The 17,478-nt window shown below is 60.6% G+C and carries 13 protein-coding genes, 1 tRNA gene and 1 pseudogene; 3 read left to right on the forward strand and 12 right to left on the reverse strand.

The features are described from left to right. Positions 1 to 10 precede the first annotated feature (10 nt). The 9 genes and pseudogenes from QZ648_RS22145 to QZ648_RS22185 form a co-directional block, all read right to left on the reverse strand. Positions 11 to 592: a hypothetical protein gene (locus QZ648_RS22145; RefSeq protein WP_291998317.1), complete on the reverse strand. Its 582-nt coding sequence runs from the start codon at positions 590 to 592 to the stop codon at positions 11 to 13. Further along, positions 589 to 1,638, reverse strand: a complete 1,050-nt coding sequence (locus tag QZ648_RS22150) for a virulence RhuM family protein (RefSeq protein ID WP_291998318.1) — start codon at positions 1,636 to 1,638, stop codon at positions 589 to 591. Before QZ648_RS22150 ends, QZ648_RS22145 begins: the two co-directional genes overlap by 4 nt. A gap of 736 nt (positions 1,639 to 2,374) precedes the next feature. Then, complete coding sequence (locus QZ648_RS22155) at positions 2,375 to 6,208, reverse strand: NACHT domain-containing protein (RefSeq protein ID WP_291998319.1); 3,834 nt, start codon at positions 6,206 to 6,208, stop codon at positions 2,375 to 2,377. Between the two features lie 5 nt (positions 6,209 to 6,213). Beyond that, a complete protein-coding gene (locus QZ648_RS22160) occupies positions 6,214 to 6,693 on the reverse strand; it encodes a type I restriction-modification system subunit M N-terminal domain-containing protein (RefSeq protein WP_291998320.1) in 480 nt (159 codons plus the stop codon). A 597-nt stretch (positions 6,694 to 7,290) separates the two neighbouring features. Beyond that, a pseudogene (locus QZ648_RS22165) lies at positions 7,291 to 7,683 on the reverse strand (type II toxin-antitoxin system VapC family toxin); the annotation flags it as partial. Further along, positions 7,683 to 7,928, reverse strand: a complete 246-nt coding sequence (locus QZ648_RS22170; protein WP_291998321.1) for an AbrB/MazE/SpoVT family DNA-binding domain-containing protein — start codon at positions 7,926 to 7,928, stop codon at positions 7,683 to 7,685. The gene QZ648_RS22170 and the pseudogene QZ648_RS22165, both read right to left, overlap by 1 nt. Positions 7,929 to 8,078: 150 nt before the next feature. Then, positions 8,079 to 9,287 carry an ABC transporter permease gene (locus QZ648_RS22175; RefSeq protein WP_169067175.1) on the reverse strand — a complete coding sequence of 403 codons (1,209 nt, stop codon included), beginning with the start codon at positions 9,285 to 9,287 and terminating at the stop codon, positions 8,079 to 8,081. Further along, a complete protein-coding gene (locus QZ648_RS22180) occupies positions 9,269 to 9,985 on the reverse strand; it encodes an ABC transporter ATP-binding protein (protein ID WP_291998322.1) in 717 nt (238 codons plus the stop codon). Before QZ648_RS22180 ends, QZ648_RS22175 begins: the two co-directional genes overlap by 19 nt. Before the next feature lie 211 nt (positions 9,986 to 10,196). After that, on the reverse strand, positions 10,197 to 11,360 hold the full coding sequence (locus QZ648_RS22185; protein ID WP_169064924.1) for an efflux RND transporter periplasmic adaptor subunit: 1,164 nt from the start codon (positions 11,358 to 11,360) through the stop codon (positions 10,197 to 10,199). 613 nt (positions 11,361 to 11,973) lie between these two features. On the opposite strand from QZ648_RS22185, the gene QZ648_RS22190 reads away from it, so the two are divergent. Together QZ648_RS22190 and QZ648_RS22195 are read left to right on the forward strand one after the other, a co-directional pair. Then, complete coding sequence (locus tag QZ648_RS22190) at positions 11,974 to 13,956, forward strand: UvrD-helicase domain-containing protein (protein WP_291998323.1); 1,983 nt, start codon at positions 11,974 to 11,976, stop codon at positions 13,954 to 13,956. A 191-nt stretch (positions 13,957 to 14,147) separates the two neighbouring features. Further along, positions 14,148 to 14,552 (forward strand): hypothetical protein, encoded by a 405-nt coding sequence (locus tag QZ648_RS22195; RefSeq protein ID WP_291998324.1) that lies wholly within the window; start codon positions 14,148 to 14,150, stop codon positions 14,550 to 14,552. A gap of 94 nt (positions 14,553 to 14,646) precedes the next feature. On the opposite strand, the gene QZ648_RS22200 is transcribed toward QZ648_RS22195, so the two are convergent. Next, positions 14,647 to 15,102 carry a c-type cytochrome gene (locus tag QZ648_RS22200; protein WP_169064927.1) on the reverse strand — a complete coding sequence of 152 codons (456 nt, stop codon included), beginning with the start codon at positions 15,100 to 15,102 and terminating at the stop codon, positions 14,647 to 14,649. A gap of 115 nt (positions 15,103 to 15,217) precedes the next feature. Between QZ648_RS22200 and QZ648_RS22205 the strand changes: the two genes are divergently transcribed. Then, positions 15,218 to 15,294: transfer RNA gene (locus tag QZ648_RS22205), tRNA-Arg, on the forward strand. A gap of 276 nt (positions 15,295 to 15,570) precedes the next feature. Here the strand turns inward: QZ648_RS22205 and QZ648_RS22210 are convergent. After that, the gene (locus QZ648_RS22210) at positions 15,571 to 16,170 is read right to left on the reverse strand and encodes a hypothetical protein (protein ID WP_291998325.1); all 600 of its coding nucleotides are present in this window, start codon (positions 16,168 to 16,170) and stop codon (positions 15,571 to 15,573) included. A gap of 117 nt (positions 16,171 to 16,287) precedes the next feature. Further along, positions 16,288 to 17,112 carry a hypothetical protein gene (locus QZ648_RS22215; protein ID WP_291998326.1) on the reverse strand — a complete coding sequence of 275 codons (825 nt, stop codon included), beginning with the start codon at positions 17,110 to 17,112 and terminating at the stop codon, positions 16,288 to 16,290. Positions 17,113 to 17,478: the final 366 nt, after the last annotated feature.

Consider the following 17,478-nt stretch of genomic DNA (forward strand, 5'->3'; position numbering starts at 1 on the left):
GAGTTGGCCACTAAGCAGGCAGGCAGTCATCGTGGTCACGCTGCTGTACCTCAATATTCGGAGTGTCACTCAAATGTGTGGAGCTGGACTCCAAAAGTGCGGAGCGTTCCGTGGATTGTGCGGAGCCAGCCAGGAACACCTCTTCCGGCTTGGGGATTGCCGCCCCGGGAAGGCAATAAACCGCGCCGCGCCCCGGGTTGTGCGACTCGAGAAAGCCGTCCCTCACCAGACCCTGAAGCAGCCGCGTCGCATCGACCGAATGGAGACTGGTCATCTCCCGCACGCGGGAATGCCTTACCACTTGCTCCGAGCTTGCGGCCGCAAGCGGCAGCCGTTCGTCGCGGCCCAGCGCGTCGAATCTGGCACCGAAAACCTTGCGCTGCGCTGCGAGCAGCTCTTCCGCAAGCAGGTCAAGCATCCGCAGTTCCAGCAATGACTGGTTTAACTTGCCGCTCGGCAGCTTCGACAGCAGCGTGTCGCGCAGGGTGGCGAGGGTGCTGGAAAAGTTGTTGGCGGCTTCCTTGAACTCGCAGCGTTGCGCTTCGAACCGTTTAAGCGCTGCGTCTTCGACGATGGATTCGTTGCGGCTCATGGTTTCCCTGCCTTGGGTTTTCTGGGGCGCGGAAGCGTCTTCAATTCCTTTGCCGCCTTCTCGAAATCGACATCCACGCGCCGCGGCTGCGCATCGCGCAGCACACGATAGCGGGCATATTCGCGATCGGCCTTGGCGCGGGCATCGTCAGCGGAAATCTTGCCCGCGTGATCCAGCAGTTCGCGTCCAGAAATTTTCAGAAACTCGTCGAGCTTCGTGATCCAGGCGCGCATCGTCATCGGCCTGCGCTCCAGCGCCTGCAGCTCCGCGTATTCGATGTAGAGGTTCACGATGCGGTTGAGTACCTGGAGCTCGTCTTCGGTCAGGTAGTTCTTGGCAACCGTCGCGTCGTCCTTGCGCACGATGCCGCCCGGCCGCGTCGTCTGCAGACCCATGAACGGCCTGTTCGAATCGGCGCGCTCGTGGATGATCTCGGCGGCGGTGTGGCCATGCGTGGCCCAGTGCATCTTGTTCTGCACGGCGGCAAAGAAGCGCTGGGACTGCTCCGCATCCGGCGTGTAGTCCACACTGGTCGCGTAGATATCGAGCACCTTCTGGTAGAAGCGCCGCTCCGACGAGCGGATGTCGCGGATGCGCTCCAGCAGTTCGTCGAAGTAATCCTGCTGCCCCTTGCCTGGAGGATTCTTCAGTCGCTCGTCGTCCATGGTGAAGCCCTTCACCAGGAGCTCGCCCAGGCGTGTGGTCGCCCACTGGCGGAACTGAGTGCCGCGCTGGCTGCGCACGCGGAAACCGACGGCGAGGATAGCGTCCAGATTGTAGTGTTCGACCTCCCGCGCCACCTCCCGCGCGCCTTCCTGGCGAACTATCCGGAATTTCCGGATAGTTGCCTCTCGCCTCAATTCGCCTTCCTCGAAGATGTTTCCCATGTGCTCGTTGATAGTCCGCACATCTTTCTGGAAGAGCTCCGCGATGAGCGCCTGCGATAGCCAGATGCTTTCGTTCTCAAACCGGCACTGGATGCGCGTGCGGCCATCCTCGGTCTGGTAGAGGATGAATTCGGATTGGGGCAAGGCTTCGTCGCTCATGGCCTGGCCTGCCTGGAATTGCAGGAATTTGCGGGCAGGACTGCGGCCTTGCCACTCAACTTCAGGGAGCTCAAATCCAGATACGGGGAACTCGCTGGCGAAATTCGGCGAGGTCGAGCCAAAACGCCAGCGGTGGTCATGCAACGGCCTCCTGTCTGGATTCGAGCGACGCCACGCTCAACTCGCCGCTCAGCAGCTTTGGCAGCAGCGTGTCGCGCAGGGTGGCGAGGGTGCGGGAAAAGTTGTTGGCGGTCTCCTTGGACTCGCGGCGTTAAGCTCCGAACCGCTCCAGCGCCACGTCTTGGACAATAGATTCGTTGAGGCTCATTCGCCCCCCGGGTCGCACCAGAATCTCGACAGTCTTGTCGGGAAACTGGCCGGATAACGATTTCACGCGTTGGAGGAGAGGGCTGGACTCGACCAATCGGAGTCGAATCGCGGTTTTTTTTCAGAGAATGATCCCCAATCGGCGAGAATAAGTCCAAATTGGCCCGGAAAAGCCCTGATGAAAGCTCAGCAGAACCTCTCATGACAAGCTCCATCGTGAGCCGCGCCCGCGCCCCGTCGCTTGGGCGAACCCAAGGGTTTGGGGGGCCGCACGCAAGGCGTCCGCGCACGCAAGGGGTCAGGTCTTCCCACGTGCCTTGGGCAATAGTCAAGACTTTGCCTCGTTTCTCGGCTCGTTTCGCCGGCCGTGCAACCCGTCCCGCCGGTAGGTGCCCCAGTTCTAGGGCCGTCAGTGCTGAGTAAACCATCCATCTTCCTCCGCAACTTTCCCAACGGGACGGATCTTCTTTGCGGTCTCGGCTCTGCATCGCCCTTCCGCGGCAGCAACGAGGAAACTTGGGAAACAATCAGCGCGTTCAACAATCTCCATCGCGAGCCTTACCGGAACATCCCGGAGGAGATCGCGCCGAGAATACCTGTGTGAAGCGAATGGCTCCGAAAGCACCCCCGCCACATATCCGGCAGACAAAACGTCTAGGTGTTTCTCGGACTCTTTCGGGTGTCGTAGAAGTTGTTGAATCGCATCTTGTTGGAAGACATGGAGACCCCGACTGTCCCATGTGCCGTTTTTCGATAGCCAAGTCTGGTAAAGCTGCTCGACTGCGGAAGCCCCTGTGCGTAGCCGTAGAAGGGCTAGCGTGCGCTGAGATAGTGGGAAGGAATGCTTCTCCGCTTCAAAAAAACTTACGTTCTTGTCACGGACGTGCGGTCGTGTGAGCGCAACTGCCTCTTCAACTAAGTCGAAAAGGAGAAACCACTGCTGCTCTGAGAAAGCGGCAACTATGGCATCGGCGATTTTCAGGGTTTGTGAAACGCTATTCGGGCTAGCCCAAGTGAAGTACACCAGACAGCAAAACATCTGCTGCTCCGCGTCTGCGGCATCTTGGAGGTGCTTGCTCCACCAAGTTGAAGTTCCAGCACGTAGTCGAGCATATCGCACACGCCGGCACAAAGATCTTTGCGAGTCATAGAGATCTGGGAAATCAGTGCAATTCTCGGACTTCGTCTTGATCCCGGCAGCAATATTCGATAATTGACGGGCCGCCCATTGCTCTCCAAAATGTGTCGATAGAGTATCGACTAGTTTCTCCCAGGGAGGTAGCTCAGTAGCCCAGCGCGCAGCTTCTATTCCTTGGCATTCGATTCCTATCGCCACGACTTCCTTAAAGGGATCGACACCCGCCCAGTCCGCAGTGCCAAAGGCCTCCATTTTAATCACTGAGGAGCCTCGTGGTGAGTAGCGGTTAAGGAGTTCGGCTAACGGCACGGGTGACGCCTCCAAAAACGCTAAGGCATAACGTTCTGGATTAAGCGTCTGTCCAAACGCCTCCAGTATGCTTGGGTGCCGTAACCCAAAACTAATAGACACACACCTATCAAGCAATGCGTTGGTTATTGCGCGGCGCCGTGAGTCACTTCCTTCAAAAAACTCGACGCGGCGGGACTTCAACAAGACCTCGATTCGCGCCGTAGAAAGAGGGCCATCAGTGAGAAGAACATCCAATTCACCTGGGTCTAATGTCGGGACACATCCGAGATGAAGCCCATATTCAAGCCATGTCGTTCGCTTGACTCCTGTGACGGATGATGTCTCCACGCTCCATTGGGGAGTCACTTCTTCACGTGTTGTGTTCGCCCTCAACAAGTCGAGGACGTCAAGTGCAAAATCCTTCGGCGGTGTCCCTCGGAGCATCAAAATACATTTCTCAACTAACTCCGCCTTGCCGCATGCAACTGGTAGAATCAGAGGCTGGGCATTAGATTGGCGTCGGCTTGTTGAGGTCAATAAGAAGCGAAGGCCAAGCCCGTCAAGAACCTTATGGACTACCGCAGACACGGACTTTGGATGCTGCGTGAACACCCAATCACCGAGCAGCGTTGCCCCAAGAACTCGCGGGTGGCTCAAATGTCGAAATTCCGAATCTCCGATTAGTTCGCCAAGACGGTCAATGAGAGATGCAAGCTCACCTTTGCTATAGCACCCTGCGTAGAAACGCGTAACGTTCAACCAGTAAAAATTGCGAGCAATAGCGTCGAAACGGTCCGGACGAGTTCCTCGCTTTTCGTCTCCTACCGGTGAATATGGAGCCGTTTCATGCAAAAAGCGCGCTGCAAAATATTCACGTAGAGGTTGCACCTCGAATTCATAGGTCCCCTGCACTCTTGAAACAAGAGCAACAACGCGTTCGATCAATCCAGTAAACAACACCTCCGCAAGTTCAGGGTCGCGCCCCTCGGTAACAAGATAGTTTCGCAAGACGGCCTTGAGGCGCGTTTCCTCGATCGCGCCGGCCGGCTGGTTTACAGCGTTCCCGGCTGCTTGTTCGGATTCGACGTGGAGGAGCCATGCTAAGTATCTGTGGATGTCAATCAATACCTCTCGATTTTCCCGCACGATCATGCTCTTCTCGCATTCGCGGTTAAAAAACAGGTCCACATAGCTGTCGTAGAGAGCTGTGCGCTTATCCGGGAGCGAAACGCCACGCGTGTGGATCAAACTCAACAGGATCGTCAGCTGCATTGGGTTGCGGGCTAAGTCGCGTAGGTGCGGCTCGTTCAATTTTTCACGCAGAATCTTTCTTACTTCAGAGCTTTCCTTCTCATTAAGTCTTCTGGCTCGAAGCCACTTGCCCGCATATTCATCGATCAGTTCTTGTGTTACATAATCGAGGCTTATATAACGAAATTTTCCCTCCGGAAGTCCAGGCGAGTTCTCGAAAGCTGCTGGGCGGCTAGTAACGACGACTTGCAGCGCGGCCGAGAGTGAAAGTAATCTCTCTGATCCCTTCACTATTTCGCTGACGACTTCTTCTCGCCGCTTAATATCTGCGACTTCATCTAGTCCGTCCAATACAAGCAGGACGGAGCTGAGGCGCGCAACAGAATGGAGATCTGATACATCGAATTGGGCTCCACCTGATTGGCTACGAATAAGAGCAGCTAGAAAGCTTTCCAGAGAACGATCCCATAAGGTGGTCGGTATTTCTTCGGTCTCTGCTGTAAATGGGTTTCTCTTGGCAAGCCAGACCGCGAAATCCCGTAAATCGACTTTTATAGGGAGGCGCAAAGTGGTACATCGGTGATTCTCTGGAATTTGCTGGAGCTCTGTTTGACGTTCCAACAGTCGCATTCTGTGGACTTGGCATAAATATTGCGCGATGGTCGATTTCCCCTGTCCCGGAGCTCCTTCAACTACCGTGAACGGCCATCTGGCAGCCGAATCGTCGCCAAGAAGAAATGTCGCGGCGCCTACAGACTTGCTGCGAAGGACCCGTACATGTTCAGGCCGCGTAAGGCCCCTAATAGTCTCGTCGTCTATTTCAACGCCTAGTTGTTCAACCCAATAGTCGTGGTTGGCGGCTTTTTGGAAATTTGCCAGCCATCTAGCGTGCAGCCAGCGCCCCCCAATATTTTCGGCAATAGGGACGTCGATAAACAGATCCAGCAACCGGTTATCTAGGTCGACCTGTTTAAACTTTACATATTCGTCGGTAGCGAACTGGGTTTTAACGAATGCCCTGATGGCTGTTGCTCTCCGTTCTTTGCTCTCCGAGAGGTTTCCTTCAATAACCAAGCGAATAAAGTCGGGCCCAGTCATCAGCTCCGGGTAGGCCCATTTCAAGTCCCACGTGCCGTCTAATCGACGATTCAAGTCATTTCGCCACAGGCACATTGAAGGAATACCAAGCTCGTCGCTGAGCGTCTTATTAACCCTGTCAATGCTCCCCGCATCAAGGTGTGCTGTTCCAGGCACGTTCGTCATGAGGGCAAAGAATTTTGCTCCTACGAGAACCTGTTTTTTTACCTTCGGAATTTCTTTTGCGACAATTTCCGAAAGCCATTTATGCGGATCCGTTTCGGTGAAAGGGTTTCGGACAAATTTGACTTGAATGATGGCGAATTCTCTCCCTCGCCCGCGCCCAAAATGCATTTGGGTCGCATCTCTACCGCCGTCCGGTTGCGCTATTGGAAAACACTGCACTCCCGGGTATTCTTTGGCTAATAGAGCTTGGCAGAAAAGCTGGAATTTTTCGGGGCTTAGGTTCTCGAAGGGATAGTCCATAATGATCAATATGCTGTCGCAATTGTTGGCGCATTGGCGTTACAGTCCAGAAGATTGGCCTCAAGGACTGCTTGACGAAGGTCTTTTTTTTTCCGGATCGCCTGCCGGGCATGCCGCCGGAGGTTCCAGACTCGCGGGCGCGAGGTTGGCGTTGATCTTGGGCCGGACGCCGAAGTGCGAGCGCGCGTCGTCGTGTTTGGCGAACCGGTTGGAGCCGTTGAACGGCGCGTGGCGGCGTTGCTGTCGTGCCCGTAAGTGTTGACTTGGCCGGCATCGCTATCGCCATCGCAATCGACGTCGATCAGCCTGGCGTGGTGTTCCTCGAAGGTGTCGGAGATGTACTTGAGGAAGATCAGGCCGAGGACGACGTGCTTGTACTCCGCGGCGTCCATGTTGTTGCGCAGCTTGTCGGCGGTGAGCCAACGCTTGGCCTCGAAGCCGATGGTGGCGGTGGAGTCGCCTTTTTTGGTGGTTCTCGTCGCCATCAGCTTGTCATTCCCTCGGGCCGCGGTGTTGATGGGCTCACCAAACACCCTACGCACAGCATTCTAGCGGATTCGTGTTCGTCGCCGCGGGCTCAGCGCCTGGATAGCGACTGCACGGGATCGAGCGCGCGGGGCCTTTTCTCTTGCCTTGGGCAATAAATGGTTAAGCCCCCGTTTCTGTTGACCCACGCAGCCTGTCTGCGAATTCCCGAATACGGGATGCGATCTGGCTGGGGTAACGGTTGGAGAATCATTCATGGCGAGGCTTCCGGTGCGATCAGGGTCTATGTCGTTTGGTGTGGAACGGGCCACGACCGACCTCCGCCGCGGCGCAGACATAGCCGCCGTGACCAGCGGCGTTGCGAGCGTTGATGGCGCTGTCAAGGGCGGGCAAAGCCCGGCGAAGCGGACCCTTTACTGCGTCAGAAACGCTAGTAAGCTCAAGGGCTTGGGGTTGGTTGCGGTTTTTCGCGGCCAGCCCCCGAGCCCGTCCGGCGGCAAGGACTTCCCCGCCCTCGGGGGCGGGGTCAGGGGTGGGGGCGCCCGAAGGGCTAGCCACAGGCATCGGCACCGTTCCACACCAAACGACCTAAACCCTGCGATCAGTGCCACATCGGAAAAATAGGAGGTGTAGCGTCGCGTATCTCGGGTCAATAGCGGAAATCGCGACACGGCGGCATGCGCACCGATGAAGAAGTCGGCGAGTACGTTGTTCTTGGTGCCACCCTGTCGCCGGTAGCGTACAAACGCCTTACCGGCCAGGAACAGGGCTGGGCGCGGCAGCTCGATCATGGCCAGCTCCAGCTCATCGATAGTTTTGTCGAGTGCCTCAACGGTCGAGAAGGTCAGCGACAGTTCGGAATAGATGATCGGGTTGATCGCCAGCCGGTGGACTTTCGCTTGCGCGCGCAGTTGGCCAATTGACCAGTCCACCCATTTCGGATCGTTCTCCAGAACATCGACCAGCACGTTGGTGTCGACCAGCAGCATCAGCCCTCACTCTCACTGCGCAGTAGCGCCATCAGGTCGTCAGTCCGCCATTTGACATCGGCTTTGCCACGGGCAGATTCGAAGCGGTCGGGCTGGCGACTCAGCCTCGCAGCTACCTTGTGGATAACGACATCGCCCTCGCGATTGACCGAAAAATCCACGGAGCAACCGGGTGCCAGATTCAATGCATCACGAATCTGCTTGGGGATGGTGACCTGACCCTTGCTGGTAAGTGTCGTCGCCATGTCGCGCCTCCTTTTGTATTATGTTAGCGATCATTGTAATACCCGGCGCATGGGTGTGCCATCGAGGCCAAGGAGCGCAAGCGATTTCGTCGCAATGACGCTGGGGGTGCGTACCGCTCGGCGAGAGTTCTCGCCCGTCGCGCCACCGCCTCAGCGTCTGGACAACGACAGCACCGGATCGAGCCGCGCGGCCTGGCTGGCGGGCAGGACGCCGAAGAGCACGCCGGTGACGAGTGCCGTGCCGAGCGCGGCGAGGACGGCCCAGTCCGGTGGGAAGGCGGGGTACACCGGGTACAGCTGGCGGATGAGCGCCGCGCCCGCCTGCCCCAACACGAAACCAAGGACGGCGCCGGCGACCGAGAGCATCGCCGCTTCGGTCAGGAAGGCATTGCGGATCGTCGCGCCGGTGGCGCCGAGCGCCTTGAGCAGGCCGATCTCGGCGCTGCGCTGGGCGACGGAGACGAGCATCACGTTCATCACCAGGATGCCGGCGACGGCCAGGCTGATCGCCGCGATGCCGGCGACGGCGAGGGTCATCGTGCCGAGCAGGCGGTCGAAGGTGGCGAGCACGGCGTCCTGGGTGATGATCGTCACGTCCTCTTCGCCGTCGTGGCGCTGCTTGATGATCTCGGTGACCTGCACCTTGGCCGGTTCGATGGCTTCGCGACTGCTCGCTTCGACGAGAATCCGGAACAGGGTGTTGCTGTTGAACATCGCCTGCGCCAGCGCCACCGGCACGATGACCAGTTCGTCGGTGTTCATCCCCAGCCCCTGGCCGCTGGAGGCGAGGACGCCAACGATGCGAAAACGGCGGTCGCCGACGCGTACCAGTTGCCCGAGCGCCGACTCGTGGCCGAACATTTCGTCGCGCACCTTGGCGCCAATGACTGCTTCGGAGACGCCACGACGCCAGTCGCCGGTCGGCAGGAAGCGCCCCTGCGCCAGCGTCAGGCGGCGCACGTCGATGAACTCGGCTGTGGTGCCGACGACCATCACTTCGCGGAGTTTGCCGGCAAAACTGATTTCCGAAGTGCCGACGGCGAGCGGTGCGGCGCGGTGCACGGCGTTGGCGCGCAACAGCGCCTGCGCGTCGTCGATAGTCAGGTCGCGCGGCGTGCTGGTGACGGCGTTGCCGGGGTTGAAGCCGCCGGTCTGCGAGCGTCCGGGCAGGACGATGACCAGGTTGCTGCCGATCGACGAGAATTCATTGAGTACGTAGCGGCGGGCGCCGTCGCCGAGCGCGGTGAGGACGACGACCGCCGCGACGCCGATGGCCATTGCCAGCACCAGCAGGAAAGTGCGCAGGGGATTGCCGGTCGCCGCGTCGCGGGCGAAGCGGATCAGGTCGGGAGTGCGCACGTGCTGGTGTCTGCTTCAGGGCGTGCGCTGTCATGTTGCAGGGCGCCGTCTTCCATCAGCAACTGACGCCGGGCGCGGGCGCCCAGGGCGCCGTCGTGGGTGACCACGATCAGCGTCACGCCCTGGCCGTTGAGCGTTTCGAGCAGGCGCATGACTTCCTCGCCGGTGGCTCGATCGAGGTTGCCGGTCGGCTCGTCGGCGAGAATCACCGCCGGCTGCATGATCGTTGCGCGGGCGATGGCCACGCGCTGGCGCTGTCCGCCCGAGAGCTGGTCCGGGCGGTGGTCGGCGCGGTTTTCGAGGCCGTAGTCGCGCAGGGTCCGCGCCACGCGCTCGGCGCGTTGGGTGGGCGCGACGCCGGCGAGAATCATCGGCAGGGCGACGTTCTCGGCGGCGGTCAGGCGTGGCACCAGGTGGAAGCTCTGGAAGACGAAACCGATGCGCTCGCTGCGTACCCGCGCCTGCTCTTCCGCCGAGAGGGTGGTAACGTCGCGGCCCTCCAGATGATAGGTGCCGGCGTTGGGCCGGTCGAGCAGGCCGAGGAGGTTGAGCAGCGTTGATTTTCCCGAGCCCGACGGGCCCATGACGGCGACGTACTCGCCGGCGGTGATGCTCAGGTCAAGGCAGCGCAGCGCGTGCACCTCGCTGTCACCGAGCTGAAAAACGCGCTCGATGCCGGCCAGTTCGATCAGTGCCACACTCATCGCTTAATGTGAAAGTCGCGCAAGCGACTCACGAAACTCCCTTCTCCCCTCGCGGGAGAAGGGCCGGGGGTAAGACGGGGAATTCTGGGCGCATGCGCCCAGCCCGTCGAACGATTCCGGCGTGCAAGCCGGAATGCGCACTGCAAGTGAGAGCGGAAACGGTCATGACTTTCACGATCCGGGGTATTTCGACAGGTCATGACCGTCAGCGGCCGCTTGCCGTCGCCTGGGCATCAAGCGCGTAATGTGCACCGGCCTTGACGCCGGCGCGTTCGAGCGAGGTCACGACACGATCGCCCGGCGCCAGTCCTGCGAGCACTTCGGCAAACTCCCAGTTGGCGAGGCCGGTCTGCACCTGCCGCTCTTCGAGCTTGCCCTCGGCACCGGCGACCAGCACGCGCCCGCCTTCGAGCAGCGCCGAGGTCGGCACCCGAACGACGTCCGCACGCACATCGAGGATCACTTCGATGTCCGCGCTGTAGCCGACGAGCAGCTTGCCGGGTGCCGTCGGGTCGTCGAAAGTGGCTTCGATATCAACGGTGCGTGCCTGCTTCTCGACCGCCGAAACGTAAGGCGCCACGCGCCTGACCTTGCCCGGGAAGGACTGCCTGGGCAGCGCGTCGAGGCTGATGCGCACCGTCTGCCCGGCCGCAACGCGCGGCGCATCGACTTCGTCCATCGGTGCCTTGACGTACAGGCAGGAGTCGTCGATGAGATCGATCGCCGGCGGTGTCGGCACGCCGGGCGGCGACGGTGTCGAGTACTCGCCGACCTCGCCGACGATCTTGGCGATGGTGCCGGCAAATGGCGCGTAGAGCACCGTCCGGCCTTCCTCGACGCGGGTCAGGTAGACGCGCGCTTCGGCCTGCAGGACGTCGGCTTTGGCGGCAGCGCAGCCGGCGCCCCTGGCCAGTGACTCGCTGCGTGCGCTGTCTTCCTTGGCCTGCGAAACAAAGCCCTTGGCGCGCAGGCTTGCCTGCCGCTCGGCCTCGCGTTCGGCGTTGGCGGCGACGGTGCAGGCTTCATTGACACGCTGGCGCGCAGTGGCCACCTGCGCTCTGTACCATGCTTTCTGCGCCTGCTGGTCGTCATTCCACAACTTCATCAGCAGCTGGCCCTTCTCGACCCGGTCACCTTCCTTGACCGCCAGCACTTCGATGCGACCGCCAGTGATCGTCGACAGCCTGGTCCGCTGGCAGGCTTCGATAGTCCCCGCGCGGGTGTTGGCGATCGTCGATTCGACCAGCCCACGCTCGATTTCCCTGAACACCACCGCCACGGGTTCCGGTCGCGTCGCCCACCACACCCCTCCGGCGATCAGTAGGACGACAAGCACAGCCAGCAACAGACGGCGGATCAGTGGAGACATGGCGACATGGCGGTGGGGCTCAGGGTTGGCAAGGAGCAATAAAAAGTGTCGGCTACCTACTCCCCTCCCCCTCGCGGGGGAGGGGCCGGGGGAGAAGGGGAATCTGCGCTACGTCGCGCCCATCGAGGTATTCAGGATGGCTGCGGCTTGGTTCTTGTTCTGCGGCGGGGATTTCAAGTGCCGCCCCTCTCCCCAACCACTCTCCCACAAGGGGCGAGGGGCTATCCGGGAGGGCCACGGCGTTGGCCTCGAAAAAGTGAGCCGCTTGGCAGGGGTGAGGCCAGATCAGGGACGGCAAACACTTCGACGGGAGCTTTCTTCACTGGCACAGGGGATGGCGAGGCGGCTTGATGGCAACGCCTGCCATGTTCCGACGAAACCGCGTCAGTGGCAAGGACAGAAAGCGTTGCCACCTCTGCCTGGCCCCGGGCGTTTGCAGCTCAATCCCGGCGAAATCCCGGCTGTCGCGCAGATAGCCGCGCCAATGACAGCAGCCGGGGCGAGCACAGCGGCCCCCAGCCAGCATGCTAGAATCGCGCCCCGCTTTCGCCTCTTCCGCTCCTTCCGTCTGCTTCTTTCGTCCATTCCCGCCCCGCTCTTGGTTACTCGCCCGATGCTCTCGCTCAACCCCCCGCAACGCGAAGCGATCCGCTACCTCGACGGCCCGCTGCTGGTTCTCGCCGGTGCCGGTTCGGGCAAGACGCGCGTGATCACCGAGAAGATTGCCTATCTGATCGAGTCCTGCGGCTTCAGCCCGAGCAACATCGCCGCCATCACCTTCACCAACAAGGCGGCGAAGGAAATGCAGGAGCGGGTGAGCAAGCTGCTCGCCGACAAGCCGTCGAAGGGCCTGACCATCTCGACTTTCCACGCGCTCGGCGTGCGCATCCTGCGCGAGGAAGCGCGCACCCTGGGCTACAAGCCGAACTTCTCGATCCTCGATGCCACCGACTGTTTCGGCATTGTTTCCGAGCTGGCAGCCAGCGTCGACAAGGCGGTCATCCGCAAGCTGCAGACGCTGATCTCGAACTGGAAAAGTGCGCTGGTTTCGCCCGACCAGGCCCGCAAGGACGCGCAGAACGACACCGAACTGCTCGCCGCGAATGCCTTCGCCAGCTATTCGGCCACTCTGCAGGCCTACCAGGCGGTCGATTTTGATGATCTGATCGCGCTGCCGGTGGCACTCTTCGAGAAACATCCGGAAGTGCGCGAGAAGTGGCAGAACCGCCTGCGCTATCTGCTCATTGACGAGTATCAGGACACCAACACCAGCCAGTACCAGCTGCTCAAGCTGCTCGCCGGGCCGCGCGCCGCGTTTACTGCGGTCGGCGACGACGATCAGGCGATCTATGGCTGGCGCGGCGCCGACATCGAGAATCTGCGCGGGCTGCCGCGCGACTATCCAAAGCTCAAGCTGATCAAGCTCGAACAGAACTATCGCTCGACGGTGCGCATCCTCAAGGCGGCCAATGCGTTGATCGCGCACAACGAAAAACTCTTCGACAAGAAGCTGTGGTCCGACCTCGGCCATGGCGATCCGATCACCGTCAGCGTCTGCCAGGACAACGAAAAAGAAGCCGAAGCGGTGGTCATGAAGCTGCAGGCGCATCGCTTCGAACATCGTGGCTCGTTCAAGGATTACGCCATCCTCTACCGCGGCAACTTCCAGGCGCGGGCGCTCGAACAGTTCCTGCGCAACCAGCGCATTCCCTACCTGCTTTCCGGCGGCCAGTCCTTCTTCGACAAGAGCGAGATCAAGGATCTGGTTGCCTACCTGCGGCTGCTGGCCAACGAGGACGATGATCCGGCGTTCATCCGCGCGGTGAGCACGCCGCGGCGTGGTGTCGGCACCAGCACTCTGCAGGCCCTCGGTGGCTACGCCGGCGAACGCCACCTGTCCTTGTTCGCGGCAGCTTTCGAAGAAGGCTTCGCGCAGCGCGTGCAGCCACGCCAGCTTGCGCCGTTGCTCGGATTCTGCGAATTCATCAATCGCCTGCAAGCGCGCGCTGGCAGCGATCCGGCGGCGCAGTTGCTGAGCGAGTTGCTCAACGCCATCGCTTACGAAGACTGGCTCACCGAGCACGACGAGAAGCGTGCGGCGCAAACAAAGTGGGGCAACGTGCAGGAGTTCTGCGCCTGGTTGGGCAAGAAGGGCCAGGAAGAAGGGAAGACCTTGATCGACCTCACCCAGACCATCGCCCTGATTAACCTGCTTGACAAGAATGAAGGAGACGTCGATGCCGTCCAGCTATCGACCCTGCACGCGGCCAAGGGCCTGGAGTTCAAGCACGTCTTTCTGATCGGTATCGAAGAGGGCATTCTGCCGCACCGCGAAGCGCAGGCCGACGGCCGCATCGAGGAGGAGCGCCGCTTGATGTACGTAGGAATCACGCGCGCGCAGCGCTCGCTGCACCTGAGCTACTGCGAGCGACGCAGGCAGGGCCGCGAAAGCATCCCTTGCGAGCCTTCGCGTTTCGTCGCCGAGATGGGCGATGACCTGCGCGTTTCCGGTGGCAAGAGCGCGGCGCCGCCGGACAAGGCCGCCAGCTCCGATCGCCTGGCGGCGATGAAAGCGATGCTCGGCAAGGCCAAGTAAGCTCTGCTGAGTTCTGAAAAGGCCCGCTGCACCGAGCGGTGGTTACGCCGTGTTACGCGACGTTACGCATGACCTGACATCGCCTTGGCAAGCGCTCGCGTTACTGTTGGCAAGGCCGAGACAACAGAAACAGCAAAGCGGCCGAGCGAGCAAGAACCAATCAACCTCAGAACCAAGCTCAGGAGATCCACATGTTCAAGAACATCATCGCCGTTGCCATCGCCGCTGCTTTCAGCACCGCCGCCTTCGCACAAACACCTTCTGCCGCTGACGCCACCAAGGCCGTCGAGGCGGCGAAGCCAGCCGCAGCAGCGGCCGTAACACCAGCTGTCGCGACGCCGGCCGTGGCGGCCCCTGCGCTGACCCCGGCCGTTGCCGCCACCGCAGCTGCAACCGCTCCTGCCGTTGGCAGCGCCGTCGCCAAGCCCGAGATGAAGGCTGCAAGCAAGACGCCCGTCTCCATGCCGAAAGCCAGCACCCCGACCGCAGCAGCCAAGGACATGGCGAGCGGTAAAGTGGAAGCCGCCGGTGGCAGCGCCGTTCCCGCTACCGTACCTGCCGCCGCCGCGGCCGCCGTTCCGGCCGTGACCAAGTAAGCTTCGGACACATCCCGAGTTTGCGGAGCAGCTTTCCGCAGCAAAAAAAGGAGACCGCGAGGTCTCCTTTTTTTGTACCACCGAATCGAAGGTTTTACTGCGCCAGGCCGACGAGGTGCTCGACCGCAGCCTTGATCTCCTCCTCGGTCAGGTCGGCGCCACCGCCTTTTGGCGGCATCGCGCCCTTGCCGTTGGTGACACTGACGATCAGGGCATCGCTACCAGTAGCGATACGCGGCCCCCAGGCGGCCTTGTCGCCCGCTTTCGGTGCGCCGGCGACGCCAGTTCCGTGGCAAGCCATGCAGACCGACTTGTACACCGTTGCGCCGTCACGCGGCTGGCCGTCGGCCGCGGCTGCCGGCGCTTTCGCCAGCTCCAGCTTGGCCACCGGCAGAATGCGGACATAGACCTCATCGGCGTAAGTGTCGCTGCGCGTTTCGCTGCTGCCCTTGCCGATCATTGAAAGCGGCCAGATGACCACGATCAGAAGAACGGCAATGACGATGGTGATCACCAGGATCGTTCGTGAAGAGAATTTTGTTTGCGCCATGCCGGATCCTTGTTTGTCTGCGGGTTAGATGACGAATTGTAACGCCGTTTGCCGCCGCCCAGAAGTGCCGAGCTGGACTGCCCGGGGCAAACCGGTTAAGCTTCGCACCCTGCACGCGCCCGTAGCTCAGCTGGATAGAGTACTGCCCTCCGAAGGCAGGGGTCGGACGTTCGAATCGTCTCGGGCGTGCCATAAAAACAATGACTTAGGCCGCTTCTTGGCGGCCATGTTTGTTTTGTACGGAATCTATACGGAACGGTGCGTTTCCGAACCGTGATAGCACTGATCGTATTTCGCGCGAAACTAATGACGTGTCACGTTGCGCCCGTCATTTTCCAGAGGCGCATCACACAGCCCGAACGGCGCTCTCCACTCTTCTACGTCCCCTGGGGGGGGAGAGACGACGGCAGCACGCCACCCGGTCACGCGCGAACATCCATTTTGCGAAACAGATTCACCGCTCGCCGTTCACATCCTCAGCCCGAACCGCCTCACCGTCGCCGCCAGCGATACCTGGACGAAGGCGTCGTGTTCTGCGGTCAATCGCTCGAAGGTACGCCAGTGCATGCCCTTGGGTTTGCCGCCGTCGGGATTCGCAATGCCCGCAGGCCAGCCCAGCCGATCCCGGATCCTGTCCGAACGCCGCAGCGCTCTATAGTTAGCATCTTCGCGCTGACAGGCATAGACCAGCTTGTGACAATGCCGACACGCGAAGATTGAACCGCCGAAGAGAATTGCCACACGCCGCCCGCATCCCTTGCCCGGGCAGAGGAACCACGCCCGCCGTCCACCGAGGGTGCAGCCCGTCCATTCCAGAGAGACTGGATATTCGATCGCTTGCCACTCGCCGCCGTTGCTTCGGCTGCTGTAGTCGAGAATCACGCGGTCGGCTTCCGCTCGCATCTGGATTGACGCCACCTTTTCGCCATTTCGTGCCCACTTCCACGTAGAGGCCCGCCCCGGAATCAGCAGGCCATCGCGCTGCACGCGCCGCACGTCCAGCGCCAGCATCTCGCTGGTGGTAGCCCTTTCCCCTTGGAATCCCCGCCCGCTGCCCGCGCCACCCATCTGTCTACGCTCCGATTTAGCCTAAATCATTTGGCAAGTTGGCCATGTCGTTTTCCGCCAATCTGCCTGAACCCCCTGCTACGCATAGCTTCTAGGTCGTTTTGATGATGTCCGATTTCATTCGCCGCGCAGGTCTTTCAGCATCAAAAGCATGGCCAAAGTTCGCTCGAACTTTCGATCAAGGTGCGTTTCGTAGCGATTCAGCTTCTCAAGCCGGTACGCTTGCACGCCTTCACCCAGGGTCTGCGCTTTGATTGCCGGGGTAAATCGCACTTCCTGCAGGGCGCTAATGCAGAAAGGGTGGAGTTCGTCGCGCACGAACTCGGCGAAGCTTTCGGCCGTGGCGTCGCCTTCGTCGTCCGAAAGGCGTACGTCCCACCACTCCCGCAAGCCGGCACTCAAGGCCCGCCGCGCGGCCTGATAGGCGTTTGCGCCGCCTTTGCGGAGGATTTCTCCGGCCTTGCGAGTTGCAGCGAGATCATTCTCCGCCTCGCGCTGGCGCTCGCCCATCTCTTTCGGTGTGGCGTCCAAGAGGTCGCGCAAGTCGACGCCCTTCCCCGATAGTCCACGCTGAAAAGGTGCAGCCGTAGTCATCACCAGCGCCGGATTGCTCACCGCCGCTTTCAGTCCTTCGTTGATCTTCGCGCCTTCGGCCAGTAACACGCGCCGCTTGCGCCAAATGATCGTCGCCAGTTCTTCAATGAGGTGGCGCTCGGTAATGCCGGCTGGCCGGTGTTCATTGATCAAAGCCGCCAACAAGTCGTCAAACTCGGCATGATCTTCGTGGGCCAGCACCGCCAACTTGGAAAGAATGCCGTGCTTCATGGCGTTGAAGCGCACCGCCTCGTACGCTGCCGTTTTCGTTGTTGGCGCAGTGTCGGTGACCGTCTGGCATGGAATCACCGCAGAATTACTCACCGCCGTTGCTTCAATGGTTTCCATAGTCTCTTATCTCATTTCGTGATGGTCACGAATCCATAACGGCGACCGATTTCCGCCCACGCCCGCTCAGCAGAACGCCTTGCCGGTTCCGACGTGTCGGCGCGACGCAGAAGCGCCAGCAGCGCATGTAGCGGCGCGTTTTGCTCATCGCCAATAGCTTTTCTATGGCCGCCCGCCTGTCGCGAGTACGCTGAGCCCGTTTGCGCTCGCTGGCAGTCATCGGTCCCTCACCCTTGGGTCGCCTGCCACGCTTCGTGACTGTCACAGCGCTGTCAGCCATCGTCTTCTTTTCTATTTCGTGATCGTCACTATATTATCAGGTGGAGCCCCCGAGTTCGACAGCAAAACCCGTAAGCCATTGAATAT

Source organism: Candidatus Accumulibacter sp. ACC012, from assembly GCF_907163155.1.
Taxonomy (GTDB): domain Bacteria; phylum Pseudomonadota; class Gammaproteobacteria; order Burkholderiales; family Rhodocyclaceae; genus Accumulibacter; species Accumulibacter delftensis.

What these genes read in the sequence shown, in the direction of transcription:
- QZ648_RS22145 (WP_291998317.1), bottom strand. Translation starts at nt 592, where the DNA reads ATGAGCCGCAACGAATCCATCGTCGAAGACGCAGCGCTTAAACGGTTC.
- QZ648_RS22150 (WP_291998318.1), bottom strand. Translation starts at nt 1,638, where the DNA reads ATGAGCGACGAAGCCTTGCCCCAATCCGAATTCATCCTCTACCAGACC.
- QZ648_RS22155 (WP_291998319.1), bottom strand. Translation starts at nt 6,208, where the DNA reads ATGGACTATCCCTTCGAGAACCTAAGCCCCGAAAAATTCCAGCTTTTC.
- QZ648_RS22160 (WP_291998320.1), bottom strand. Translation starts at nt 6,693, where the DNA reads ATGGCGACGAGAACCACCAAAAAAGGCGACTCCACCGCCACCATCGGC.
- QZ648_RS22170 (WP_291998321.1), bottom strand. Translation starts at nt 7,928, where the DNA reads ATGGCGACGACACTTACCAGCAAGGGTCAGGTCACCATCCCCAAGCAG.
- QZ648_RS22185 (WP_169064924.1), bottom strand. Translation starts at nt 11,360, where the DNA reads ATGTCTCCACTGATCCGCCGTCTGTTGCTGGCTGTGCTTGTCGTCCTA.
- QZ648_RS22190 (WP_291998323.1), top strand. Translation starts at nt 11,974, where the DNA reads ATGCTCTCGCTCAACCCCCCGCAACGCGAAGCGATCCGCTACCTCGAC.
- QZ648_RS22195 (WP_291998324.1), top strand. Translation starts at nt 14,148, where the DNA reads ATGTTCAAGAACATCATCGCCGTTGCCATCGCCGCTGCTTTCAGCACC.
- QZ648_RS22200 (WP_169064927.1), bottom strand. Translation starts at nt 15,102, where the DNA reads ATGGCGCAAACAAAATTCTCTTCACGAACGATCCTGGTGATCACCATC.
- QZ648_RS22210 (WP_291998325.1), bottom strand. Translation starts at nt 16,170, where the DNA reads ATGGGTGGCGCGGGCAGCGGGCGGGGATTCCAAGGGGAAAGGGCTACC.
- QZ648_RS22215 (WP_291998326.1), bottom strand. Translation starts at nt 17,112, where the DNA reads ATGGAAACCATTGAAGCAACGGCGGTGAGTAATTCTGCGGTGATTCCA.